The organism is Bacillus sp. 01N42_2, assembly GCF_056399565.1.
Map to the genome: position 1 here is coordinate 369,896 of NZ_JBFTRO010000001.1, position 23,837 is coordinate 393,732.

Genomic DNA, 23,837 nt, shown 5'->3' on the forward strand with positions numbered 1-23,837 from the left:
TTAAAATGAAAGCAGATAAGACTACCTGCTTACTATTAGTATTCTTTTTTCACATCTTTCTCTGATCAGGTCTCAACGCATCAAAAAGAAAATTCATTATTCATATAAACTTTCTATTTCAATCCCCCAGAAGCTCCCTTCATTTATACAATTTGAGTCTACTCTTTTCAGTTCTTCTTTCAACCATTCAATTACATATTCAGGAATATCATTGTCGATAAAAGCATCTTCTCCATTAATTTGAATAGCTTTGTCAATCATTTCTGAGAAAAGCAGTATACTTTCTGCAAATTGATTTATTGAAGAGTTAATAAATACTTCTTTATATTCATTACCATTATCTAAATAAACAATTCTCTCGTTATTTTCTATAATACAAATGGGATCTCCGGAACCAGTAGAACCTAACAACCAATATTTTCGAAACGCTTCCGACACATCAAAGATACTTGTAATTGGTTTAAATGATGTTTGAAAAGAAGTGAAATCCAAATATGGCGGAGGGGTTTCAGGTAAACCTCCTAAAGAAATAAATTTTTTAAATTCCTCCGAAAAAGGAGTCTCTACTAAGTCATCGTATGGAAACTTTAATATCGGACCATTTTTATTAACATCCCAACTTCGATTAAATTCTTCAAGTGTTAGCATGCTGACACCTTAGCCTTCCGCTGTTACTCATTCTGCAGTTATAAGTCTAATCCTCAATTAAATCAAGATAATATTTATCATTTTTCATAAGTTCGATTAAAAACTCTTCTAATGAATCTGCAATTTTTATATCATCGTAATATATTGCATTGTTTTGTTCATTGCCTAATGCAATTAACAATAAAGCACTTTCATTTGCTTCAAAAAAAATTAATTTATCTTCTTCAAGTTCCTCATAAACTTCTATATCTGGATAAAACTCAAAGTCATTAACTTTTAATCTTGCATCTCTAAGTGAAGCAGGTCCAAGAATGCGATTAATATTATATTCTGATTTTTTTAGAAAGCCGTAACCAATCTCAAGAAGAAACTGTCTCAAATCATAAGGCAACCTTAAACCTAACCTATTTTCTACTTCTAAGATTTCATTCTCGCTTACTGGATAAAATGTATTTTCTTTGTAAGTTTTAATAAAATCATATTTCACAATTATTTACCTCCTTTGAATAGTTCATTAGCAGGCGAACCCGTACCGTGAATACCGGATTGATGCTCATTAGGAAACTTAGATGGGTAAATATTCCCCCACTCGTGCTCTCCCTCAAAACTGTTTTCGATAATATGGTGAGCATCATACTTATCACCTTTTTTTCTCACCGGTTCACACTCCCGCTGTTTCTGCGGTGGAGAGTTTTTCTCCTGTGACAGGTTCATAGCCCAACAGACATTTAAGTCATCTTAAACAGAAAATAACAATTCATTTGTAAAAAAACCTTGAAAGGCTTCACTAGCCAATCAAAGTCAATTAATTCTTCTAACTATCCCATTTTTAAGTCTAATCCTCAATTAAATCAATATAATATTCGTTATCATTGAGGAACTTTTTAAAAAAATCCTCTAACGATTCAGCTATTTGAGTGTCAAAATAAAATATTGGATTGTTTTCCAATTGTAAATCTATAGAAATATAAACACCCTCGTTTACTTCAAAAAAAATAAGTTTATTTTCATCATCATAAAGTTCATCTAAATCTGGATCAAATTCAAAAATTCCTTCTCTTAGTCTAATGTCCGCTACTGCCCCTGGCCCCAATATCCTATTAATTGCATTATCACTTTCACCTTTAATAAAACCATAACCGACTTCTAAATATAATTGTTTTAAATCATTTGGAATATCTACGTTCATTCTTTGTTCAGCTTTTAATATATCCTCTTCAGATACCTTATATGTTTTATTTTCTAAATGATTTATAAATTCAAATTCAGCCATAAACTATTTTTACCTCCTTGGAAAGCAAACATTCATTTTTTGTTCAGTTATTCCTGTTACATACAAAGAAGCACTTGATGCCTTAAGTGCAATCAAGTGCTTGTCTTAACACCAATCCTATTCAACTGGCCCCATAAATTCAGTAATAATAAGAATATGTTCTCTTAATTTTACCTTTTCTAGATTCTCTACTTTTTCAGATCCACCTAAACCTAGTAAAGGAGTGTATCCGAAACATTCGTCATAATCAGGTTTACCGTATATTCTACTAGCTTCAGGATAAGGTTCCCACATTAATTCATCCTTCATAAAATCATTATCCTTTAAATCATCAAAAAAGAAATCAAATCCAGATGAAACAACATGAACGTGCCCTTTCCTAAAGTTTAATAAATTAACATATTTATCTTTTTCCCATACTATAATATCACCCATTGCGGTGGTGAAAATAGGAATCGCTTGCTCGTACCTCGTATAACATCTTTCTAAGATATCCAAATACTCATCTGGATTAATTACTTTTAAAAAACCGTTTAATAATGTTCCAAAACCATATCTATCCCATACTTCTATCAGTTCTGCAGGAAGTTTGTCTTCATATCTTAAAGTAATTCTTTCATCAACTGTATCGTATTTAATATAATTCTCAAAGGTATCCAATTAAAATGCCCCCTCTTGTTATTGGGTCAACTTTACATTCAAATAAGTATTCTTTATTTCTGCAGGTGACATATTCTCCGCCGTTTTCCTAATTTGCTCATCAACAATATCAATTCTATATTTCCATTGTGATCCTAAGGAGGAATTAACTCTTTTATCCCCTAAACCGCCAATACTGTCTGCCCTTCCTCCAGCTATTTGATCTGGATTGTGAAGCGCAGCTTGTGTGTCTATCCAATTTGATGCTTGTTTAGTCGCATCAGCTCTTGAAAGTCCTTGCTTTCGTAGTTCAGCAATTTTATCTTTAAGTGCTTCTTGTCTTGCCATTTTTTGAGCAGCATTTCCTTCTATCGCTCTACCTTTAGCAATATATCTTTCTCTATTTTTCAAATATTCGTCAACTGTTAATTCGTTCATTCCTTTTTCTTGATTTTTTAGTTGTCTTGCAAATTCTTCAGGATCATGTTTTATATTTCTCTTAAACTTCACTTCAATTTCACTTATTCTAGGTACATAATCTAAATGCCTTACATTACCCGTACCTTTTATGCCTTTACCACTGCCCGCCATCTTCACAATCCCAAGATCTTTCACAGCAGTCGTTTTTACATCAGCATGAATGATTGGGAAAGTTGCGCCATCCGGTGTGACAGTCTTGTGGACGCGAATTTTTACATTCGTTGGGACTTTGAATTCTTTTACTTGGTCTAGAATCTTTTTCCCTTTTTCAACTTTTGCTGTTTGTGGCGATTTTGCAAGCGGGATGCCTTTGTTTACATGCTTCGCCAATACACCAGCACCAACCAAACTCAACGCCGCTTCCAGTGCACCCGTTTTCCGCTTCTCCTCAGACACTTTGTTTCCGAACATATCCCGTCCTGTGACGGCTTCTGAAAAACCGTTTGAGGCGACGAGGCCGTATGCGCCCATTTCTGTCATTTTGAGAATGTCTAAGGATTTTCCGGTTTTATAGACGTCTAAAGCGTGTTCTGCGGCCATGACGGTTTTTCCGGTTTTGTAGATGGCTTTTCCGCCTTTGAAAGCGCGGCCCGCCCACCCGACGACCGGTATGAATCCGGCGGCGGCCATTGCTCCCGCTGTGACGCGTTCTGCGGTGGAGAGTTTTTCTCCGGTCACCGGATCAACGCCTTCGGCTGCTCTTTTATAATCATAATAGCCAGTGACTTCTCCGGTAAAGTTGCAGATACCGTCCCATGTTTTCTCGTACCATGGTTTATTGGCTTCTTTTTCAGCCTTTTCCTGAAGCCGTCTTGCTTCGGCCTGCTGGGCTTTTGCATCAATATAGTCCGTTCCCTGCTTTTCTGCTTCAATGACGCTTTTGTAGATTTCATTGCTGTGGAAGGCTTTTTTGTCATAGTACATAGGGGATGCGCTTTTCCCGTTGCTGGTGGCTTGCATGAGAACGGAATATTTGCTGAGAACCGCGTTGTCCAGAGATTCTAAATTTTGATATTCAGTGGTCAGGGATTCATCAAGCTTATCGACTGCCGTGATTGTGTCACGTCTGGTTTTCTGGGCATCGCCCATCTTATCTGCGTAATCATCAAGCGTATACGTGTCGAGATGAATAATATCGCTGATGCCTGACAAGATGGAGTCGATTTCGGCTTTATGGGCGGAGACAATCTCTGAAGCTTTCAAGTCCGCGTTGGGCAGCTCATGCTCCAAAAACGAAGTCTCCACATATGAATCGCTGAGTTCTTGATCTTTAATATCACCTGAAATGCCGTTTAAAAACGCAATTTGAGCAGAAACAAGCGTCAGCCAGCTTTCGGCGATTTCCGCTTGTCCCTGAAAGAAATCCTTTATATTGTCTGCGCCTTTCCCTTTCAAAGCATCACCCAGATCAGCCATGCCTTGAAAGGCTTTTTTGAGCGCATTCAGCTGTTCTTCAAGAGCTTCGTATTGTTTCTTTCTCTTGTCTGCTTCATCCGTTAACGATTGTGATTCAAACACTTTGCTCATCGGCAAGTCCTTTCTTTCGTTATTTTACGGCGATTGCCTCGTCCTGTTCTTTCAGGGAGTCTACATTGTCTTTTACGTCCGCGATGTTCTTATGAACGGCTTGCTTATATTCGCTGATCATGGATACAAGCTTTGCCTCGCGGGAGTGGTACTTGGAGGTATAGTCAAGCTTGTTTTTCCCGTTTGAACCCGCATTCCCGATCGAAACGGCCTCCAGCGCGCTGCTGACGGATTCAAGCTGTTTCATGACGGCTCCGTATTTGAGTTTTATTTCTGTCATTAAAACCAACTCCAGCTTCTTTTGATTGATTGTATTTTGTCTCCCACGGCGTCAAGGGCTTCTTCACCAAGCGTCAGCAGGTGCTCTGCTTCTCTCGCGATGCTTCTGGCGGCAAGGAGCCCTCCTTTTTCAATTTCAAGCTGTGTCATCTTTAAGCCGATCCGATAAATATATCCGTCATATTTGTCTGTAACGATTCTGTATGCCTCTGTATGGGCCTGATCGCGCCGCTCATCAAAATCTTCAGCGAAAGTGCCGGTCCAATGATGATCCAAGTGCGGTCTGAGGATGTCTTTGATTTCAGACACGCCCTCTTCCTGCAGAGATTCTATATCTCTCTTCGCTTCTTTTAATTTATCAATTTGGTGTTCGATCTCGCCCAGTTTATGGCTGATTGTGCTGTTAATATGGCTTAATGTGCTTGAATGGCTCATCTGTTTTCACCTCGTCTTACGCAAAAAGTCGTACAAAAAGCACAGACTTTTCCACACTATATTTCCATATATTATATTTTAAAATAGACAGAAAGCAGCTTAAATAGGTTAAACGGCTTATTTTCAGCAGCCGAGGTGCTCTTTATTAACGCCAAAAGACTCATGCAATCGGCACGTTCATTCACAGACCTCCTCTATATATCCATGATAAATTCCCTAAAAAAAGGAGCCGGTTATCAATAACCGTCTCCTTTGCCGTGTATCATCATTATAAATATAATAAAGGCCGGCGCGGAGGCCGGCCTTTCAAGTGACAGAATCAGTCTGAGGCAGGACGGCTTTTCTTCCGATTGAGATATATTCCACGCCCGCCTGTTCCGCTTCTTTAAGCGAGTGGCAGTTTCTCCCGTCGAAAATAACCGGAGTTTCCATCAGCTCTTTGTAGGCTTCAAGCGGAAAATGCTTAATATCTTCCCAGTCTGTCAAAATCAACACGGCATCAGCTCCCCTGACCGCTTCTTCTATAGACTCCCGATAGGAAACCCCGGGCGGAAGCAGCTCGGAAGCCCGGAATGAAGCGATCGGATCGTACGCTGTCATCCGGGCGTCAAGAGCCGCCAGACGATCCGCAATGACAATGGACGGCGCATCCCGCATATCATCGGTATTCGGCTTAAAAGACAGCCCTAATAACGCTATGGTTTTTCCCGTAACTCCGCCGAGCCTGTTCAGCACTTTATCAACCAGCATGGACTGCTGGTTATTGTTGACTTTAATGACGGACTTCAGCAATTCAAAATCATGCTCCACATGTCCCGCGATCTGCACGAGGGCGTTTGTATCCTTCGGAAAGCAGGAACCCCCGTAGCCGATGCCGGCTCTTAAGAATTGATCGCCGATCCGTTTATCCAATCCCATTCCGTGCGCGACTGATTCCACATCCGCACCGACTTTTTCACATATATTAGAAATTTCATTAATAAAACTGATCTTTGCCGCTAAAAAAGCGTTCGATGCATATTTGATCATCTCGGCGCTTCTGATATCCGTATGATAAACCGGAATGGCAAACGGCGCGAAAACCCGGTCAAGCGTTTCTCCCGTCTGCCGGTCTTCAGTTCCGATTACGATGCGGTCGCCGTGAAAGGTATCGTGAATCGCCGAACCTTCACGGAGAAATTCCGGGTTCGAGGCGATTGAAATATTTACGTCCGATTTCAGCCGTGAATGAATAACTTCGCTGATCCTGTCATTCGTTCCCACGGGAACCGTGCTTTTTGTCACGACGATCGCATCTTTAGAAATAGATTCGGCAATCCGTTCGGCGACATTTTCAATATAGGTAAGGTTTGCGTGCCCGTCTTCTTTTTGCGGCGTTCCGACCGCTATAAAAATAACCTCTGCTTCCGCAAGCCCTTTTTCGTAGCTCGTTTCAAAGGCCAGCCGATGCCGGCCGATATTTCGTTTCATCATATCTTCAAGGCCCGGTTCAAAGATAGGGGATATTCCCTTTCTCATCTGCTCAACCTTACGTTCGTCAATATCTATACATGTTACGTCATGGCCGATTTCTGAAAGAGACACTCCTGTCACAAGACCGACGTAGCCTGTTCCGATCACTGTTATTTTCATCGTGTTCCCCCAACCGTTTAGAAATTGCTGCTGGGCAGCTTACCGTTATTAGCATATGATCCCGGCGCCGGCAGAATGCCGGAAGCCTGCGGTCATGATAGAAAAAACGGTGCCGGCCGCTGATTATAGCATAAGCATAAAAAGATCATCTTGCAAAACAGCCGCTTATGCTTCATTTAAACGGGGTAGGGAAGATGGTTAAAAAAGACCCCAGCGCTTACGGCGGGCCACAGGCAGCGGAGGTTCCTTATAAACGGCTTTGTTTTCAACGAGAAGCGCCGCGTTTTCCGTAAGCATATAAACCAGCTCCGCCCCGGCTTCTTTTTTCAGAACGCCGAGCGCCTCCTGATAATAAAAATTTCTCGACCCGAGATTATGAGCGTCAGATGCGAGAAAGTGGATCAAATTCGCTTCAATAAGCTGCAGTGAAAAGCTCTTCGCTTTCCGCCCGAATGCTCCGGCAAGGCAGCCGGCCGTCACTTGGGCAGCAGCGCCTTTCTTTACAAGACTGTAAAGGACGGACGGGTTTTCGCGGATTTCTCTGTTCCGCTCCGGGTGGGCGATGACAGGGACATATCCCCTCAGCTGCAATTCATAAAATAGCCGTTCGGCATAGGCCGGAACATGATCGGCCGGAAACTCCGCCAGCACATACTTTGTATCATGGAGCGGGATAAGCGGGCCGCTTTGAAGACCTGCCAGCAGATCTCCGTCTGTTCTGATTTCCTGTCCGGGCAGAACGGTGAGCGGAATGCCTTCCTTATTCAAACGTTTGTTTAACAGTCTGACCGCTTCTTTGACCGTATGCCGGTCCGTGTCATAGCGGTATTTCACGTGATGCGGCGTCGCAATGATCGTATCAATTCCCTGTCTGACCGCTTCTCTCGCCATCTCGAGGCTTTCTGTATCATCCGCCGCGCCGTCGTCTATGGAAGGAAGGATGTGGCAATGGATATCTATCATATTTTAATCCCTCCTTCTTAAAAAGAATGGACCGCGCCCATTATGACATTACTGTCCATAATAGGCGTAGTCCGAGTGTTTCGTTTGTTTTTTTCCGTTCATCACGGCTCCGAGGAGCTTGCACGGGCAATAATCGAGCGCTTCTTTCGCCTTGGCCGCTTTTTCCTTGTCCGTTTTCCCGCTTGAAATCACCATAATGGCCCCGTCAGTATAGCTGCCTAATATTTTCGTATCGGCTACGGCCAAAACGGGAGGCGTGTCTAAAATCACCTTATCATAAACTGCGGATGCTTCTGACAGAAGATCTCTCATGGCCCCCGTCGATAAAAGCTCCGCCGGATTGGGCGGGATCGGCCCGCTCGTTAAAATATCGAGATTGGCTTCCTCAGCCCGCAGGACGGCTTTCTGAAACGGAATCTGTTGTAACAGCAGCGACGTTAAGCCGGTTCCGTTATCCAATTTGAAGGTGAAATGAACCGTCGGTTTGCGCAGATCCGCATCAATTAAAAGCACTTTTTTCCCCTGCTGGGCAAATACGACGGCAAGATTGGCCGCGGTAGTCGACTTTCCTTCTTCCGGACCTGCGGATGTGATTAAAAGGGACTTCACCTCCGTATCGACGGAAGAAAATTCAATGTTTGTACGGATCGTCCGATATTGTTCTGAGTTGATGGACTTCGGCTCTGACATCGTAATCACGCTTCGTTTTGCCGGCTTGTCTTTTTTACGCGTCAACTTGTCCGCCTCCCGCTTGTTTGGTTTCTGCCATCCTCAAATTTTTGGCAACGCTGTCTTTTGCGCTGATTGAAGTAACCGTTCCCAAGACCGGGATGCCGAGCAGCGATTCCAGCTGTTCCTCCGATTTGATCGTATTATCCAGATGTTCCAGCAAAAAGGCGAGACCGATTCCGCCCAAAAGTCCGGCTGCAAACGCAATCGCGATGTTCAGCTTACGGTTAGGCTCTGCCGGTGACTGGCTGTCCGCCGCTTCGGCCTTTGAAAGAATGCTGACATTATCCACGTTCATGATGGCCGTGATCTTGTCCTGAAAAACGGCTGCAACCGTATTTGCCATAACGGCCGCCCGCTTTGCATCCGTATCCCGCACGGCGATCGTCACGACTTGTGAATCCTGCTCGCTGGATACCGTGATTTTCGATTCCAGCTCTTTCGAAGTCATGGACAGATTCAGCTCTTTAATCACCTCATCGAGGATGACCGGGCTTTTGATGATGACATTATACGTGTTGATTAATTGGAGGTTGGTTTGAACGTCATTGAATTGGACTTCTTTTTGATTGTTTTTGGATTGACTGACCAAAATTTGCGTTGAATTTTCATAGACCGGCGTAAGAGCGAAGAAACTGATGAGTCCGCCTGCGGCAGATGCCGCCGCGGTGATAATAAGTATAAACAGCAGACGCTTTCTCAGTATTGCGAATATTTCTTTTATGCTTGCGGATTCTCCCATATAACCTCCATATCACTTTCCGTGTATTCCTATTCCCTCCAATGAACTTTTCCAATTACGATTATACAGATTTGAACTGTCATTTCTAACCTTTTCAAATGACAATATTCGACAAAAATACACAAACACTTCTATTCGGTTTATTTTTGTAAGCGCTTTATACGCTGTTATCACAGGAACAATAAAAAATCCCGCGGTCAAGAGCCCGCGGGACTTTATGTTGCATATCCATTTTTAATATGAGAAATCAAATTCTCAAGCATTTCTTTAGTGGTCATCTCAGAGGACTGCTCACCGATGTCGTGCGCATGCATTAAAATCTTCAGAAACTCCTCTTGATCTAACTTCGTTTTCTTCATCATTCGTTTCCTTTCGGCTTCCATTAAATTGAAAACAAGATTATTATATGCTGTCGGGTGCTGTTTTGCAATCTCTAATACATCATTCGACACACTCGGGTTTTTATGTCCTTTTTTAGGAAAAACTTTTTCCGGACCATGTGTTGCGATATAATAGAGGAATTGGAATCTTTTTATTTTGTGACTCGTTAGGAGCGATAATCATGCTTCAGGATATGATTGCTAAAGAAGATGTGCTCGCAGCGGCTGAACAGCTTAAAGAACTTCTTCCTTACAATGAAGACAATGTTCAGCTGATGAAGAAAGCACTCATTTTATATCGGCAGGATTCCGTCTATCGTATACAGGTTCAAACCCCGACAGAGATTTCCGCGTATGTGCAGGATGTTGTGCCTGTAAGGGTCACGCTGAACTTATTTTTCATGGTGAAAAGCGGCTGCGCATGCCCGTCTGAGGCGATCTGCCGCCACGTGCTGGCCGTTTTTCTTTACGTATATGCCCAATTTGAACGGGTCGGTTCCTTTACCGAGCATTGGCTGGAAAGAGAAAAGCTTGAGGAAAGCAAGGAGCTTGTCCGCCGGCAGTTTCAGGAAAAAGTGCTGCCGAATGAAGAGTCGCTGTCAAGCTGGCTCGCTTTTTTTGATTCGGAATTCTCGCTGTGGGAGGCGCGGACGCCGGCCGGAAGCCAGACGATGCAGGGGCTTTATTACGGCTATTTGTCAGCGCTCAAAAAACATGCCCCGAAAAAACCCGAGCTCAAAAGCTTATATCAGATTCATTCGGCGCTTGCCGTCTGGCTTCACATGTTTACTTTGATTGAGTCAGGCAGACTGGATGCCGAAAAAGATTATTACAGCATCAATCCATACGTTGAACAGCTGTTGGATACGATTTACTCCTCCATTGACAGACTGAAAACGTATGCCTTGTCTTTCTCGCTTGATCCCTTTTTGGACCGGACGCCTCCGGTGATCCGCAGGCTTCTGCTGAAAGAGGAGCTTTTTCAATACGAACGCCTCCGGGTATTCGGTGAAGTTTGGAGCGCGCTTTTGAACCGGCCGAAATGGGTCGCGCGTGAACAGGAGATTCTCGCACAGGAAAGCGGCCGCCGTTTTTCACCGGAAGTACGGTTCGGACGGCTTCATTTGGCCTTTTTGCAAAAAGATGATGCAGCGGTCTTTGAAGATATTTCACGCTTCCCTTCCGAAGCGCTGCCTTATACCTTTCAATGGCTCAGTGAGCTCACCGCCAAAAAAGACTGGAAACGGCTGAAAACATGGTACGGTCAGATCGAACCGCTTGCCGTGAACTACACGAAACTTGATAAGCCGTTTAAAGAAATGCGCGATATTATAGGAGAGCTGTTTGTGCTGCTGGCGGATTATGCGCGGCACTCACGGGATGATCAGCTGTTTGAACGGTTTGCCTCCGGCTGCCTTCCCTATACCTTTACAGAATACAGCCAGTATCTGTACGAAAAACGGCGGTATGCGGAGTGGGTGGAGATTCACAGCCTCGTCGGTTTTTCCGTCTGGGAAATCGAAAAGGACATCCTGAAGGAAATTGCCGCCAGTGATCCGGAAGCGCTCATCCCCTCCTATCACCGGGCGGCGGCCTTTTTTATCGACCAAAAAAACCGCAGCGCCTATAAAGAGGCTGCGCGCCATCTGAAAAAACTGCGGACGCTTTATAAAAAGGCAAAAAAACAGCAGGTTTGGGAGCGGTATATCAGCCAGCTGAGCGCAAGCTACAAGAGGCTGCGCGCCCTTCAAGAAGAATTGCAGAAAGGAAAGTTGATTGATGGCGAGTCTTAAGGAAATTTTCATTCATGTAGAACAAATGGAAGATTGGACATTTACGCTGTCAAGCCATGACGAGAAAGAACAGCCGCTTACGCTCAGTCAGATGAAGACTCATCTGTTCCAATGGCATGAGTCCACCTTTTACGGAACGTTTCTTGAAGACGTCAGCTTCATCGGCACTCCGGCTGTTCTGCTCAGCCCGTGGATGACCGTCGAGCTGCTCGGAAAAAACTCGTTCAATTCATTCAGCACCGTTCAGCTGACAAAGGAAACGGAACCATTAATCGAAGCGGCTTCGACGATATACGAATTTATAGCCGACGGCGATTTTCTTCCGGATTATGAGGCTTGGCAAAAGGGCGTCCTGCGCTTCAAAGACCGCGAGCTTTTGCTGGAAGGCTTTACGGCAGACTGGTTCTCCGCCGCGGTTCAGGACTACATTCAGTACAATGATGACCTGCGGGAAAAATGGCAGCAGATCGAAACCCGTTCGCCGGCCGTTCATACGTTTAAAGGCTCCTTTTTGGACGAAGATGATTTTCTCGAGGGAATCGGCTGGAATGATGATTTGACGCCGTTTACCGTCGGGCTGCGATTAAACGAGCCTGATTTTGACGGTGACGACTGGAAAATCGAAATGTTTTTACGCGAGAAAAAAACCGGAGCCATCACCTTTTTCGACGGACTGAAGGGGCTGAAAAAAGCGTGGCAGGCTTACAGCGGAAAAATCGCGCGTGAACAGGACCGCTTCCGCCGAACGGTTCCCTGGCTTTCATTTGATTCGGGAACGACGCTCATTTCTGAAGAAGAAGCTTGGATCTTCTTATCGGAAGCGAGTGAGACGCTTGTCGATATGGGCGTGGAGATTCTTCTTCCATCGTGGTGGCAGATTGTCCGGGAAAGCAATATGATGCTCAAAGCAAAAGTGTCATCCTCGCCGCGGGGCGAGTCCTTCGTCGGCATGAATGCCCTGCTTGATTTCAACTGGAGATTCGCCACAAACGGAATTGAGCTGACAGAGGATGAATTCAATGAGCTTGTCGCAAACAACAGACGTCTCGTCAACATCCGCGGCCAATGGGTGAAAATTGATCCGCTATTTATTAAACAGATGAAAAAACTGATGGAAAAAGCGGAATCTGAGGGTCTCCACATGTCCGACGTGCTGGCGCGCGAACTGATGGATCACGGGGAAAACGGAGCCGAGGACACGGACATCATTGACTCATCGGCATTTGCAGGGATCAAGATCGAATTATCAAAGCAGCTCAGAAGCCTGATCCGCAAACTGACGGAGGCCCGGGATCTGCCGGAGCATGAAGTCAGCGCCGCGTTTCAGGGACAGCTCCGCCCTTATCAGGTGTACGGCATGAACTGGCTTCTCTTCCTGCGGGAAAACGGCTTCGGCGCCTGTCTCGCAGATGATATGGGACTTGGAAAGACGATTCAGATGATCGCCTATTTTCTTCATGTGAAAGAAAGCGGCCGGCAAAAAGCGCCTGCCTTAATCATTGCGCCGACATCGGTACTCGGCAACTGGCAGCGTGAGCTCCAGACCTTCGCGCCGCAGCTGAAGGCCGTGCTTCATTACGGACCCCGCCGGCCGAAGGAGGAAGCATTTGTCCCGGCCTATCAAGACGCGGATGTCGTTCTTACTTCTTACGGCCTCTCGCACGCCGATCAGGAAGAGCTTTCTTCCGTGACATGGAGCACTATCTGCCTTGATGAAGCGCAAAATATTAAAAACGCGCATACGAAGCAGTCCCGCGCGATCAGAAAGCTGAAAGGCGTCCATCATATCGCGCTGAGCGGAACACCGATGGAAAACCGCCTGACAGAGCTTTGGTCGATCTTTGATTTTATGAACAAAGGCTATCTCGGCAGCCTGACCGGCTTTCATAAACGCTATGTGCTGCCGATTGAAAAAGACCGTGATGAAAAAAGAATCAACCAGCTTCAGCAGTTAATCCGGCCGTTTTTACTGCGCCGGACAAAACGGGATGAAGAAGTGGCGCTTAATCTCCCTGACAAGCTGGAACAAAAAGAGTTTATCCCGCTCTCGGCCGAACAGGCCTCCCTTTATGAGCAGCTTGTCAAAGATACATTTGAACATATGGCTTCTCTGACCGGCATGCAGCGGAAAGCGCTGATTTTGAGCATGCTCGGCCGCTTGAAGCAAATATGCGACCATCCTGCGCTCTATTTGAAGGAAGAACAGACAGAGCTGTTAAACGGGAGATCCGTCAAACTGGAAAAGCTGCTTGACTTAATGGCGGCGATCCGCGGCCAAGGGGAAAGCTGCCTCATTTTCACCCAATACATTCAGATGGGCAACATGATGAAGCGCCTCCTGGAAAAAACATTCGGAGAGCCTGTTCAGTTTTTAAACGGAAGCCTGCCCAAGCAGGAACGCGATTCCCTTGTGGAACGGTTCCAGAAGAAAGAATATCCGACGCTGATTTTGTCACTGAAAGCGGGCGGAACCGGTCTGAACCTGACGGCTGCCAATCATGTCATTCACTATGACAGATGGTGGAATCCGGCGGTGGAAAACCAGGCGACCGACCGCGCCTACCGAATCGGCCAGGAGCGGTTCGTCCACGTGCACAAATTAATTACGACGGGAACGATTGAAGAAAAAATTGATGCCATGCTCGAAGCGAAACAAACGCTGAACGATCAGATTATCCAAAGTGAAAATTGGATTACCGAGCTGTCGTCCGATGAGCTTGAAGAATTATTCACCCTCAGCGCATCGGCGCAATCACATTAAACGCAAAAAGGCCGGCTCTCTCGGAAGAGCCGGTCTTTTAAAATGCCGTCCTTACTGTTACGCCGCATTTGCCATGAATGCGTCACGCCAGTCGTGAACAGTATCGCCAAACCTTTTAAAGTAAATTCCTGATCATATGCGCAACGCCGTTTTGATCATTTGTCAATGTAACGGCGTCAGCGATCTCTTTAATGTCTTCTCTCGCATTTCCCATCGCTATGCCTTTTCCGGCCGCTTGAAGCATTGAGTAATCATTTAAGCTGTCACCGACCGCTGCGGTTTCAGCCATCGGAATGCCGAGCTTTTGCGCCAGCCGTTTAAGCGCCTGCCCTTTAGAAGCATGTCGCGACGACAGTTCAAAATTGTGATCGGCAGAGCTGACAAGGGTGAGGTCTTTCTGATCGCTGAATCGGTCCCAGCCCGCTTTCAGCTTCCGCTCATCAAACGAAAACCCGAGAATATTGTAAAAATCCAAATGTTCTTCTTTCTCAAAGAGCTCACGGTATGATTGAATGTAAGCAAAGCCCGACTGGCTGTATTGCACAGAAGCCGCCTGCTCCAAAATAGAAAGGTCGGTTTCCGGATTGGCGCTTTTTACCCGATCCATTTCGATCTCGAGCAGCTCCCTGCCGGTTTCAGGCGTATAGATGGCTTTGTTTGTAAACACCTCATAGTAATATCGATTCTCTTCAAGCCAGGACAAAATCCCCCGGGCCCTTGTTTTTTCAATCGCATCACAATGGTACAGGCTGCCGTCAGGAGCATGAATGGCGGCTCCGTTTGCGCTGATAATCCAAGTTTTTATGCCGAGCGGTTTGAATATGGAGTGCACGTCAAAATGCGCGCGTCCCGTGGACACCACGATTTCAATTCCCGCTTTCCGGGCTTCCCTTAAAGCCCGCTCGTTTTCATCGCTTACTTGATGACTGCTGTTCAGCAGTGTGCCGTCCAGATCTATGGCAATCAGTTTCACATGTCCTCATCCTCTTCTTCAGAATCAGTTACAAGCAATTCTACGCCGTGCCGGTCGAGCAGATCGCAAAAATCCTGATCAGGCAGCCGATCGGTGATCAGCAGGTCAACCTCGTGCAGGTCTGCATATTGATAAAAACTCGTACGGCCAAGCTTGGAATGATCGCTCAGCGCAATCACCTGTTCCGCCTGCCGGATCATTTTACGCTTGACCATGCCGTCTTCTTCATGCGGTATCGTCAGACCGTTTTCCGAGATGCCGACAACGCCGATCAGCACCTTATCGGCGTGATAATCCCCCAGTTTTTCCACCACAGAAGCGCCGTATAAAAACCGATGTTCCTTTTGCAGCTTCCCGCCGAGCAGATGAATGTCAATTCCCTCTTTTGCAGAGAGGATATCGGCCTGATTGATCGAATTTGTAATAACAGTGCAGCCGGTGACATTTAAATGCTCGGCGCAGGCCTGAACGGTTGTGGAGGTATCCAGGATGATCCGGTCTCCTTTATGGATCAGGGAGGCGGCCAGTCTGCCGATTTTGCTTTTCTCTTCAGAAACGGTTTTCAGCCGGCCGGAATAGCCAGGCACTTCCTGATGCACAGACGGCAGAATCGCGCCGCCCCGTGTTCTGATAATGGCCCCGCGCTCTTTCAGCTTGACAAGGTCCCGTCTTGCGGTGTCTCTTGAAATATGAAGCAGCGAACATATCTGTTCAGCGGTGATCCGCCGATGCCGTTTCAAATATTCCATTATCGCAATCAGTCTTTCTTCTTGATACACGTCCTCATTCCTTTTTTCGTCACTTATCTGTAAGTAATTATAAGTTTTTATCTTAAAATATTCAATTATTTTAAGTGTTTATAAGTGAAATCACTTCTTTTTAACCATTTTTTAGACCCCGAACCAAAAAAACCAGTCTTTCGACTGGCGTATAGGAAGGGGGTATTGCGGGGCCCGCCAAAAGGCGGGAAAAAGAGGAAAAAAAGCATGTTATTCAGCCAGCGGCTCTTTCCGTTTTTGATCCATAAACCGAACGGTATCAGCCATGACCTCGGTCACATAAACTTTTACGCCGTCTGTCTTTTCATAGCTTCTCGTCTGGATTCTGCCGCTCACACCGACCAATGACCCTTTTTGGCAGTACAATGCCGTGTTTTCAGCGCTTTTTCTCCAAATGGTGCAGTTGACAAAGTCAGTTCCGGTTTCACCTGACGCGCTTTTAAAATTGCGGCTGACAGCCAAGGTAATATGAGCCACGGCAATGCCCGCTGATGTAAAACGGAGCTCCGGGTCTTTCGTCAGCCGGCCGACAAGCATCACGTGGTTAAACAAGCCGTATCCTCCTCTCTTTTCGAGGGTGGCTTCATTGTAGTACAAGAGCTCCTGAAAGCAAAAAGCGGAAAAAACCGTTATCCGTTTATGCCTCTCTTATGATTTCGCTTTTCTTTCAGATAAAAAAAACTTTTTCTTTTGACCGCTTATGTAATATGTATTTTTGAGCAGCCGCGAAAAAAGTTTCGTTTTAAGCCAGTTTTTCTCAAACATCCTGACAAACTTTCCGCCGTCCCATGCGAACCAGTAAAAACTCAGCTTTTTATCAGTCAGCGAAAGCTGAATTTTATACTGTTCCATGCGGTCTTTTGTTTCATACAAAAAGACGACATTCCCTCTTCTGTTAAGATGCACCTCGCACTCTTCCTTTTTGGATACTAAGTAGGAATGATCGTCTTCCCGCCTTAAGCCGTCTTCTATATAAATTTCCTTCAGGCGCAATTGATTCATAAGCATCTCTCCATGACTATATTCTTTTACATTATAATGAAAAAATAGAAATGATTAAATGTTGACCGCCTACAAAAATGATGAAGCATGTCTTACAGCATTTTCCCGGAAAAAGTGATATGTGTTATAATAAATGAACGAAAAAACATGGACAACAGGGGTGAAAATAGAGATGAAGACCTTTAAACTGGTTGATCTGAATGTGGAACGTTTAGATAAAGACGATCGGCCGATTGAACAGTTTCCCCTTTTAGACGGATTGATTATCAATAAAGAAGACGGTGAAAACCATTGGTTAATTGAAGCTCTGGTCCCGGCCGAACACTTTTCTTTTTTTGACATGCTGATGAAAAGCCAGAAAGAAGCGAAGGTGTTTGTAACGATTACGAAAAAAAGCAACCGTCCCGCCCAGCTGACGGGAAGCATCAAAAATATCGTCGAGCTGGAAAAGAGTATACAAGTTTTAATTTACGGTCAAATGGTGTCAAGAAATCACCCCGGATCAGAAAGCATTCTGGAGTCGCTCGTGAAAGAAGGATACTCAGGCAGCCGGCTGATTGAAGCGTTCAAACAAAAATTATAATCATGAAAAAGGCCGGACGTTAATCATCCAGCCTTTTTTTATGCCCTAGTCATTGTGATGCGCCCGCTGTTTCAGCAGATCTCTGATTTCAGTCAGCAGTTCTGTCTGCTGATCTGTTTCTTCGGCTTCTTCCGCCTCTTCTTCAGCTTCTTTTTTACGTCTCAGCTTGCCTATTGTGCGAATCACGATAAAAATAGAAAATGAAATAATGAAGAAGTTCACAATCGTTTGTATAAAGCTTCCGTACTTGATATGGGCGTCGCCGAATGTCACTGCCAGTCCTGAAAAATCAAGGCCGCCAAGAAGAAGACCGACAAGCGGCATAATGATATCTTCAACGAGTGACGTCACGATTTTCCCGAAAGCGCCGCCGATGACAACACCGATTGCCAGATCCATAATATTGCCCTTCATCGCAAAGCTTTTAAATTCTGACCACATTACATTCACCCCTTTCTACACGAAATGGGCTTTTTTATAAGCCCATTTGTTTATTTTTATTCTCCGAGTGCAAAGGTTAATTCGGCTTCACACACGAGCTCGCCGTCAACTTTGGCAACGCCTTTGCCGCGTCCGATCGTACCGCGTGCACGTGTAATGTCCACTTCAAGCTCCAGCTTGTCACCCGGTTTTACCTGCTTTTTGAAACGGCAGTTATCAATCCCCGCAAAAAACGCGAGTCTGCCCCTGTTTTCTTCTTTAATCAGCATCGCCACAGCTCCGACCTGCGCCAAAGCCTCTACGATTAATACGCCCGGCATAACAGGGTATTCAGGAAAATGGCCGTTAAAAAAATCTTCATTCGCCGTCACATTTTTATATCCCGCCGCCCGTTTTCCTTCTTCGACTTCCGTAATTCTGTCTACCAGAAGAAACGGATAGCGATGGGGAATAATTTCTTTAATTTGCTGAGTATCAAGCATTCTCTTGACATCTCCTTCATCGACAATAGTATGTATAGAAGGTATAAGTGGTAACCAATCTGTACATTTGGAAGTATATTATGAATCAATTTCTTTTTCAACCGCACTATAAACTGTAACCAGCTGGCAATGAGCCTCGTCCATTAATGTGTTATGATAAATAAAGATTTTTACCCTAAGCAAAGAGGTTGGAAGATGATTGCTAAGTTTACTGAAAAACGCACGCTGGTGATGCTGAATGAGTGGTATGACGCCATGGGAAAACGCCAATTCGATCTAGCCCGTTCCCTTCACGAACAAATCAATCAGCATCTCCCCAAATTACAAAAGAATGCAAAGCTCAATCTCAGATATCAGCTGTTTTTTGCACGGTTTCAGCTGCTGTTTGAGAAAAAAGACGGGCTGGTTAAACTGTTCTGTGAGCTGAAGCGGCGCAAAGATGAGATGGATCATGAATTAACTTATTATTTCCATTTTTTTAAAGGATTATTCCATATGGTGAACGGCACTCCGAACCGGGCTGTCTGCCGCTTTAAAGAAGCCGAACAGTACCTGCCGGCCATCCAGAACCGTATTGAAGCCGCTGAATTTTATTATAAAACAGCGGGTGCTTATTACATGATGAAGTCGCCTCCGCTTTCCATTCAATATGTCAACAAAGCGCTGAAGATCTATCAAAATGAATTCGGCTACATCAAAAAAACGCTCAGCTGCCAGCTGCTTCTCGCCGTAAATTACATAGACGAGGCACGCTATGAAGACGCTGAACAGCTCTTCAATGAATCCATAAAAATAACAGACCGCATCAATGACAATAACCTGCTGTGCCACGCTTATTACAATTTTGGTTTTTTAAAGACCGCTCAGAAAAAAGATAAAGAGGCGCTTCCTTTTTACAAAAAGGTATTGGGCAATCAGCGTTTTGAAAAGGAGTCTCCCGTTTCCTACCTTCATTGTGTATACGAAGCGGTCAGAGCACTTTTTAAAACCGGATGCTCCGCCGAAGGACAAACCGTGCTGCAGAAAGGATTATACATAGCTGACAAAGTGCAGAACAACATCATGAAACTGAAGCTGGCCGCGCTCAAAACACTGTATACCTCTCAGGAAGATCCGTACGACCGATTGCAGAAGCTCGTGCTGGAGCTGCAGAAAATTGAAGCGTGGGTGGATTTGGAAGTGCTGCTTCAGGATATTACGGATTACTACAAAAAAAAGGGCGATTTTGAGAAAGCCGCATTTTTCATCATGCGCGGCTGATCAAAACGCCCCCTTCTTTTATTATCTGACTGAGTTGATTAAGCCCAGCATTTGGTCTCCCAATGTAATCGTGCGGCTGTTCAGCTGGTAAGAACGCTGCGACACGATTAAGTCGGTCATTTCCTTAGACATATCGACATTTGAATTTTCAAGCGCCCCCTGCTCCATGCCGATCCCCTGCCGGTTTGCGCCGGTCAGCTCTTCAATCGCTGAAGCTCCCGCACCGTTTACGGAAAACAGATTATCCCCTTCCGCATGAAGCGCCTGAGGATTATTGACATTGACGATGCCGAGATTAAACGTCTGAGAACGGGTCCCTGCCTGGTCTGAAGCTGTCAGGGTTCCGGTTTTGCTGATTTTCAGCTTAGTCAGCGAGCTGTCAATTTGGATGGGCTGACCGTTCTCATCGAGGATGGGATTGCCTCCCGCCGTCATCAGCTGCAGAACCCGGTTATTTCCGCCGGCCGGCTTGAGGGTGAGTGAGCCGTCCCTTGTATACACCCGCCGTCCGTCCGCTTCTGCCTGGAGATATTGATATGGTGATGTGAACGCGATATCAAGATCACGGTCGGTTTTTTTGATGCTTCCCTGCCCTGAATCCAGCTGCGGCGTCATCATCGCTCCGGCGCCGAGACGCAGGCCGGGCGGTGTTTTCCGCATGTTCGGCGAATTTTCCTTTTTATCATCTATTTGATCATACTGCTGCCTGATCAGCTCGGAAAAGCGGGAGTCCCTCGCTTTATAGCCTGTCGTATCACTGTTTGAAAGGTTGCTGCTGACTGTATCCATCTGCTGCTGAAGCTGGTTTAAGGCTGTTGAAGCCGTCAGCATTGATCTGAGCATCATAATTGAACGTCCCCCATTTTATTACACTTTGCCGATTTCATTTGCGGCTTTATCCATGCTTTTATCGTAAGCCTGAATGACTTTCTGATTGGCTTCAAATGATCTGTATGCTTCCGTCATTTCTGTATACGTGCTTGTCACGTCCACGTTTGAAAGCTCCGAGACGCCTTGTTTTAAGGTATACGAGACTTGGGGATTCGCCGCCGCACTCGGCAGTTCAGAGCCGTCGGCCGTGCTGTATAGGTCATTGCCGTCCCGTTTCAGATTGCGCACGTCTTCTTCCATTCTGATGTCAATCTGTCCCGCCGGCCGGCCGTTTGTTGTGACCGTGCCGTTTTCTGATACGGTGAATTTTTCATTGTCGACTGTAATCGGCTGTCCGTTTGTTGATAAAACAAGGTTTCCGTTTATCGTAAGCTGATTGTTTTCATTTAATGAGAAAGTGCTGCTTTTTGAATAGCGGACGCCGCCCGCAGTCTGAACCGGATAAAACAGCTCGGCGTTTTCATTCGTTTTGGCATTCTTGGGAACCTGATTCTCCATAAGCGCGATATCCGTCGGCTGATCGGTCGTTTTCAGGCTGCCCTGCGTGAACAATGGTTTCAGCTCCTGCATGTACACGCCTGTGTTGACGGAACCGATTTTCGTTTTTTTGTCGCCTTCTATTCGGCTCAAAAGCATTTCGGGAAAGGCGCGGATTGAACCTTGATCCTCTTTGTACCCTGATGTATTCGCGTTTGCGATATTATTTGACAGCATTTCCGTTCTTCTCTGCTGTGTAATCATTGCGGACGTTGCGGTATATAATCCTTTTAACAAGTCTTCCACCTCTGAAATAGCATGATTTCCAGTTGCCTAACCAGAACGTTTGTTCTATAATGAAGATCAGCATTTTTTCTTATTATCGGATTTACATTCCCTTTCGTGAAGGGTTTTACAGAAAAAACCTCATTCTTTTTCAAGAATGAGGTTTTATGATCAGCTCAGTTTGCGTTTTGGAAGCTTGTCCATGTTATCAAGCATGACGCCGGTTCCGACCGCAACACAATCCATCGGATTCTCAGCGACAAGAACAGGCACCTTCAGTTCTTCGGCAAGAAGCTGGTCAAGTCCGTTTAACAGCGCTCCCCCGCCGGTAATGATGACGCCGCGGTCGATGATATCAGCGGACAATTCAGGCGGTGTTCTTTCAAGAACCTGCTTGGCAGCCTGCACAATGACGGCAACTGATTCACGAAGGGCTTCTTCCACTTCTTTGCTGTTTACTGTAATCGTTCTCGGCAGACCGGAAACCATGTCACGGCCGCGAATGGTGATTTCTTCATGACGTGCGTCTGGGAAAACCGTTGCGACCTTCACCTTAATATCTTCAGCGGTACGCTCACCGATCAGCAGCTTGTACTCGCGTTTGATATAATTTAAGATTTCCATGTCAAACTTGTCCCCAGCCATCTTAATAGAAGAGGAGGTGACAATATCGCCCATAGAAATAACTGCGATATCCGTCGTACCGCCTCCGATGTCAACAACCATGTTACCGCTCGGCTGGAAGATTTCCATACCTGCGCCGATAGCGGCAACTTTCGGTTCTTCTTCAAGGTACACATGCTTTCCGCCGCTTTTTTCTGCGGCTTCTTTAATCGCTTTTTGCTCAACGGACGTAATATTCGTCGGGCAGCAGATCAGCATACGCGGTTTTGAGAAAAGTCCTTTTACATTCAGTTTATTAATGAAGTGTTTCAGCATGGCTTCTGTTACTTCGAAGTCTGCGATTACGCCGTCTTTCAGCGGACGGATCGCAACAATGTTCCCAGGTGTACGTCCAACCATTCGTCTGGCTTCTTCGCCGACCGCCAGCACTTTGCCGCTGTTTTTATCAAGCGCCACAACGGACGGCTCATTCAGAACAATTCCTTTTCCTTTTACATGGATCAGTACATTTGCAGTACCGAGGTCAATTCCAATATCCCTTGCAAACATCTATTTATATCCTCCTTGATATCTGTTTCACAGTAAAATATCCACATTGTGCCCTAATTATATATATTATCATAATTTATCAAAAAAAAGCTGCTGAACGAGATAAGTTCTTGACAAAATTTTGCGGATATTCGCGAAACTGCCCGGAGGAAAAAAAGGGAGCCGGCAGACGTCAGACGCTACGGCTGCTGAACGGGCTCCCCTTCTAGAATTTCATCTTTTTTGTACTTTAATTTCGTCGCCTCTCCTCCTCTTAAATGTCTGATGGATTTATGATAATCGAGTATTTCTTTTACTTCATTCGCCAAGTCAGGATTGATTTCAGGCAGGCGCTCTGTCAGATCTTTGTGTACGGTACTTTTGGAAACACCAAACTCTTTCGCAATGACACGAACGGTTTTTTTCGTCTCCACGATATACTTACCAATCTTGATTGTTCGCTCTTTGATGTAATCGTGCACACCACTCGACCTCCCCAGTTGGATGTGAGAAGTGTGAAATGAGATCCGTATTCTGTAACAGATTCACTGATGATGCAGCTTCTTTGTTGTCCGATTATATAAGAAGGTTTTTGAAATATGCCCACGATCCCTCACCTCAAACACTCTCTTTGATAGGTTTGTAACAGTGTATTAGCAATGAATTGGGAATATGCTAAAAACTCAATAAGGACAAGGGACGGATCGCAATTTTCTGCTTTTTGAACGAGGGGCTTTACATCGGCGCGATCCTGCTGTAGAATGAAACAGCGCAATTAGTTACTTAGGTAAGTTTTTTGAAAAGGAGAACGGAAATGATCCCCGTCAACAGACGCCTCATTCATCAAATCAATCAATGCGCCCGCCTGATTACGAAGAAAGCCAATGAGCGGCTGGAACCATTCGGCCTGTACTCCTCTCAATGGTCAATCCTATATTGCTTGAAAACGATCGGACCGATGACCCAAAAAGAAATCTGGTCCTATCTGAATGTGGAGGCGCCGACCGTTACCAGAACGATCAAACGCCTTGAAGAAAACGGCTGGATTCAGCGGGAACAGGGAGAAGACAAGCGGGAAAAGCTCGTCGTCTTGACGAAGGAAGCTGAATTGAAATACGACTGCATCAATCAAGAGATGCTGAAGTTCGAGGAAGACATGCTTGCGGATTTCCAAGATGGAGATAAGGAAGCTTTTTCTGAGTTTCTGAATGTGTTTTTAACGAAATAAAAA

General features: G+C 45.2%; 27 protein-coding genes and 1 pseudogene. 5 read left to right on the forward strand and 23 right to left on the reverse strand.

The genetic code is table 11. The features are described from left to right. Positions 1-96: 96 nt before the first annotated feature. The 13 genes and pseudogenes from AC1DN5_RS01925 to AC1DN5_RS01985 all read right to left on the reverse strand — a co-directional run bounded on the left by AC1DN5_RS01925 (position 97) and on the right by AC1DN5_RS01985 (position 9,706). Complete coding sequence (locus tag AC1DN5_RS01925) at positions 97-648, reverse strand: SUKH-4 family immunity protein (protein ID WP_099745191.1); 552 nt, start codon at positions 646-648, stop codon at positions 97-99. Positions 649-694: 46 nt separating this feature from the next. Further along, complete coding sequence (locus AC1DN5_RS01930) at positions 695-1,135, reverse strand: SMI1/KNR4 family protein (RefSeq protein WP_099745192.1); 441 nt, start codon at positions 1,133-1,135, stop codon at positions 695-697. Between the two features lie 2 nt (positions 1,136-1,137). Then, a pseudogene (locus tag AC1DN5_RS01935) lies at positions 1,138-1,305 on the reverse strand (WXG100 family type VII secretion target); the annotation flags it as partial. 178 nt (positions 1,306-1,483) lie between these two features. Further along, positions 1,484-1,921 carry an SMI1/KNR4 family protein gene (locus AC1DN5_RS01940; RefSeq protein WP_099745193.1) on the reverse strand — a complete coding sequence of 146 codons (438 nt, stop codon included), beginning with the start codon at positions 1,919-1,921 and terminating at the stop codon, positions 1,484-1,486. A gap of 117 nt (positions 1,922-2,038) precedes the next feature. Continuing rightward, positions 2,039-2,581, reverse strand: coding sequence for a T6SS immunity protein Tdi1 domain-containing protein (locus AC1DN5_RS01945; RefSeq protein WP_099745194.1), 543 nt, complete (start codon positions 2,579-2,581; stop codon positions 2,039-2,041). Between the two features lie 18 nt (positions 2,582-2,599). Continuing rightward, on the reverse strand, positions 2,600-4,567 hold the full coding sequence (locus AC1DN5_RS01950; RefSeq protein WP_366969842.1) for a T7SS effector LXG polymorphic toxin: 1,968 nt from the start codon (positions 4,565-4,567) through the stop codon (positions 2,600-2,602). Positions 4,568-4,586: 19 nt separating this feature from the next. Continuing rightward, the gene (locus AC1DN5_RS01955) at positions 4,587-4,847 is read right to left on the reverse strand and encodes a YwqI/YxiC family protein (RefSeq protein WP_016937698.1); all 261 of its coding nucleotides are present in this window, start codon (positions 4,845-4,847) and stop codon (positions 4,587-4,589) included. Further along, positions 4,847-5,281 carry a YwqH-like family protein gene (locus AC1DN5_RS01960; RefSeq protein WP_366969843.1) on the reverse strand — a complete coding sequence of 145 codons (435 nt, stop codon included), beginning with the start codon at positions 5,279-5,281 and terminating at the stop codon, positions 4,847-4,849. Before AC1DN5_RS01960 ends, AC1DN5_RS01955 begins: the two co-directional genes overlap by 1 nt. Before the next feature lie 306 nt (positions 5,282-5,587). Next, a complete protein-coding gene (locus AC1DN5_RS01965) occupies positions 5,588-6,913 on the reverse strand; it encodes a UDP-glucose dehydrogenase family protein (protein ID WP_366969844.1) in 1,326 nt (441 codons plus the stop codon). 198 nt (positions 6,914-7,111) lie between these two features. Beyond that, positions 7,112-7,876, reverse strand: a complete 765-nt coding sequence (locus tag AC1DN5_RS01970; RefSeq protein WP_016937694.1) for a tyrosine-protein phosphatase — start codon at positions 7,874-7,876, stop codon at positions 7,112-7,114. 48 nt (positions 7,877-7,924) lie between these two features. Then, entirely contained in the window at positions 7,925-8,566 is a 642-nt protein-coding gene (locus AC1DN5_RS01975; RefSeq protein ID WP_095241279.1) for a CpsD/CapB family tyrosine-protein kinase, read from the reverse strand. 34 nt (positions 8,567-8,600) lie between these two features. After that, entirely contained in the window at positions 8,601-9,347 is a 747-nt protein-coding gene (gene tkmA / locus AC1DN5_RS01980; RefSeq protein ID WP_016937692.1) for a protein-tyrosine kinase activator TkmA, read from the reverse strand. Positions 9,348-9,562: 215 nt separating this feature from the next. Further along, complete coding sequence (locus tag AC1DN5_RS01985; protein WP_014471134.1) at positions 9,563-9,706, reverse strand: YwzD family small protein; 144 nt, start codon at positions 9,704-9,706, stop codon at positions 9,563-9,565. 203 nt (positions 9,707-9,909) lie between these two features. Between AC1DN5_RS01985 and AC1DN5_RS01990 the strand changes: the two genes are divergently transcribed. Together AC1DN5_RS01990 and AC1DN5_RS01995 are read left to right on the forward strand one after the other, a co-directional pair. Continuing rightward, positions 9,910-11,520 carry an SWIM zinc finger family protein gene (locus AC1DN5_RS01990; protein ID WP_366969845.1) on the forward strand — a complete coding sequence of 537 codons (1,611 nt, stop codon included), beginning with the start codon at positions 9,910-9,912 and terminating at the stop codon, positions 11,518-11,520. Further along, on the forward strand, positions 11,507-14,281 hold the full coding sequence (locus AC1DN5_RS01995) for a DEAD/DEAH box helicase (protein ID WP_366969846.1): 2,775 nt from the start codon (positions 11,507-11,509) through the stop codon (positions 14,279-14,281). The genes AC1DN5_RS01990 and AC1DN5_RS01995 overlap by 14 nt, the downstream gene beginning before the upstream one ends. Before the next feature lie 115 nt (positions 14,282-14,396). On the opposite strand, the gene AC1DN5_RS02000 is transcribed toward AC1DN5_RS01995, so the two are convergent. From AC1DN5_RS02000 to AC1DN5_RS02015, 4 genes are all read right to left on the reverse strand, one after another. Next, positions 14,397-15,254, reverse strand: coding sequence for a Cof-type HAD-IIB family hydrolase (locus AC1DN5_RS02000; RefSeq protein WP_366969847.1), 858 nt, complete (start codon positions 15,252-15,254; stop codon positions 14,397-14,399). Then, positions 15,251-16,033: a DeoR/GlpR family DNA-binding transcription regulator gene (locus AC1DN5_RS02005; protein WP_045926380.1), complete on the reverse strand. Its 783-nt coding sequence runs from the start codon at positions 16,031-16,033 to the stop codon at positions 15,251-15,253. Before AC1DN5_RS02005 ends, AC1DN5_RS02000 begins: the two co-directional genes overlap by 4 nt. 210 nt (positions 16,034-16,243) lie before the next feature. Further along, positions 16,244-16,585, reverse strand: a complete 342-nt coding sequence (gene ssb, locus AC1DN5_RS02010) for a single-stranded DNA-binding protein (protein ID WP_045926379.1) — start codon at positions 16,583-16,585, stop codon at positions 16,244-16,246. 96 nt (positions 16,586-16,681) lie between these two features. After that, positions 16,682-17,035, reverse strand: coding sequence for a hypothetical protein (locus AC1DN5_RS02015; RefSeq protein ID WP_060964082.1), 354 nt, complete (start codon positions 17,033-17,035; stop codon positions 16,682-16,684). Between the two features lie 172 nt (positions 17,036-17,207). On the opposite strand from AC1DN5_RS02015, the gene AC1DN5_RS02020 reads away from it, so the two are divergent. Continuing rightward, the gene (locus tag AC1DN5_RS02020) at positions 17,208-17,618 is read left to right on the forward strand and encodes a YwpF-like family protein (protein ID WP_016937685.1); all 411 of its coding nucleotides are present in this window, start codon (positions 17,208-17,210) and stop codon (positions 17,616-17,618) included. A 45-nt stretch (positions 17,619-17,663) separates the two neighbouring features. Here the strand turns inward: AC1DN5_RS02020 and mscL are convergent, their stop codons facing one another. Both mscL and fabZ read right to left on the reverse strand, forming a co-directional pair. Continuing rightward, positions 17,664-18,059 carry a large conductance mechanosensitive channel protein MscL gene (mscL, locus tag AC1DN5_RS02025; protein WP_016937684.1) on the reverse strand — a complete coding sequence of 132 codons (396 nt, stop codon included), beginning with the start codon at positions 18,057-18,059 and terminating at the stop codon, positions 17,664-17,666. A gap of 56 nt (positions 18,060-18,115) precedes the next feature. Further along, complete coding sequence (gene fabZ / locus AC1DN5_RS02030) at positions 18,116-18,541, reverse strand: 3-hydroxyacyl-ACP dehydratase FabZ (RefSeq protein WP_003151242.1); 426 nt, start codon at positions 18,539-18,541, stop codon at positions 18,116-18,118. 195 nt (positions 18,542-18,736) lie between these two features. On the opposite strand from fabZ, the gene AC1DN5_RS02035 reads away from it, so the two are divergent. After that, complete coding sequence (locus tag AC1DN5_RS02035) at positions 18,737-19,801, forward strand: tetratricopeptide repeat protein (protein WP_016937683.1); 1,065 nt, start codon at positions 18,737-18,739, stop codon at positions 19,799-19,801. A 21-nt stretch (positions 19,802-19,822) separates the two neighbouring features. On the opposite strand, the gene AC1DN5_RS02040 is transcribed toward AC1DN5_RS02035, so the two are convergent. The 4 genes from AC1DN5_RS02040 to spoIIID form a co-directional block, all read right to left on the reverse strand. After that, positions 19,823-20,644 carry a flagellar hook-basal body protein gene (locus AC1DN5_RS02040; protein ID WP_029575297.1) on the reverse strand — a complete coding sequence of 274 codons (822 nt, stop codon included), beginning with the start codon at positions 20,642-20,644 and terminating at the stop codon, positions 19,823-19,825. A 24-nt stretch (positions 20,645-20,668) separates the two neighbouring features. Next, on the reverse strand, positions 20,669-21,466 hold the full coding sequence (locus tag AC1DN5_RS02045; protein WP_224988319.1) for a flagellar hook-basal body protein: 798 nt from the start codon (positions 21,464-21,466) through the stop codon (positions 20,669-20,671). 159 nt (positions 21,467-21,625) lie between these two features. Next, positions 21,626-22,627, reverse strand: coding sequence for a cell shape-determining protein Mbl (gene mbl / locus AC1DN5_RS02050; RefSeq protein ID WP_016937680.1), 1,002 nt, complete (start codon positions 22,625-22,627; stop codon positions 21,626-21,628). Between the two features lie 179 nt (positions 22,628-22,806). Beyond that, positions 22,807-23,088, reverse strand: coding sequence for a sporulation transcriptional regulator SpoIIID (spoIIID, locus tag AC1DN5_RS02055; RefSeq protein ID WP_003151236.1), 282 nt, complete (start codon positions 23,086-23,088; stop codon positions 22,807-22,809). Positions 23,089-23,420: 332 nt separating this feature from the next. On the opposite strand from spoIIID, the gene AC1DN5_RS02060 reads away from it, so the two are divergent. Continuing rightward, on the forward strand, positions 23,421-23,834 hold the full coding sequence (locus AC1DN5_RS02060) for a MarR family winged helix-turn-helix transcriptional regulator (protein ID WP_016937679.1): 414 nt from the start codon (positions 23,421-23,423) through the stop codon (positions 23,832-23,834). Positions 23,835-23,837: the final 3 nt, after the last annotated feature.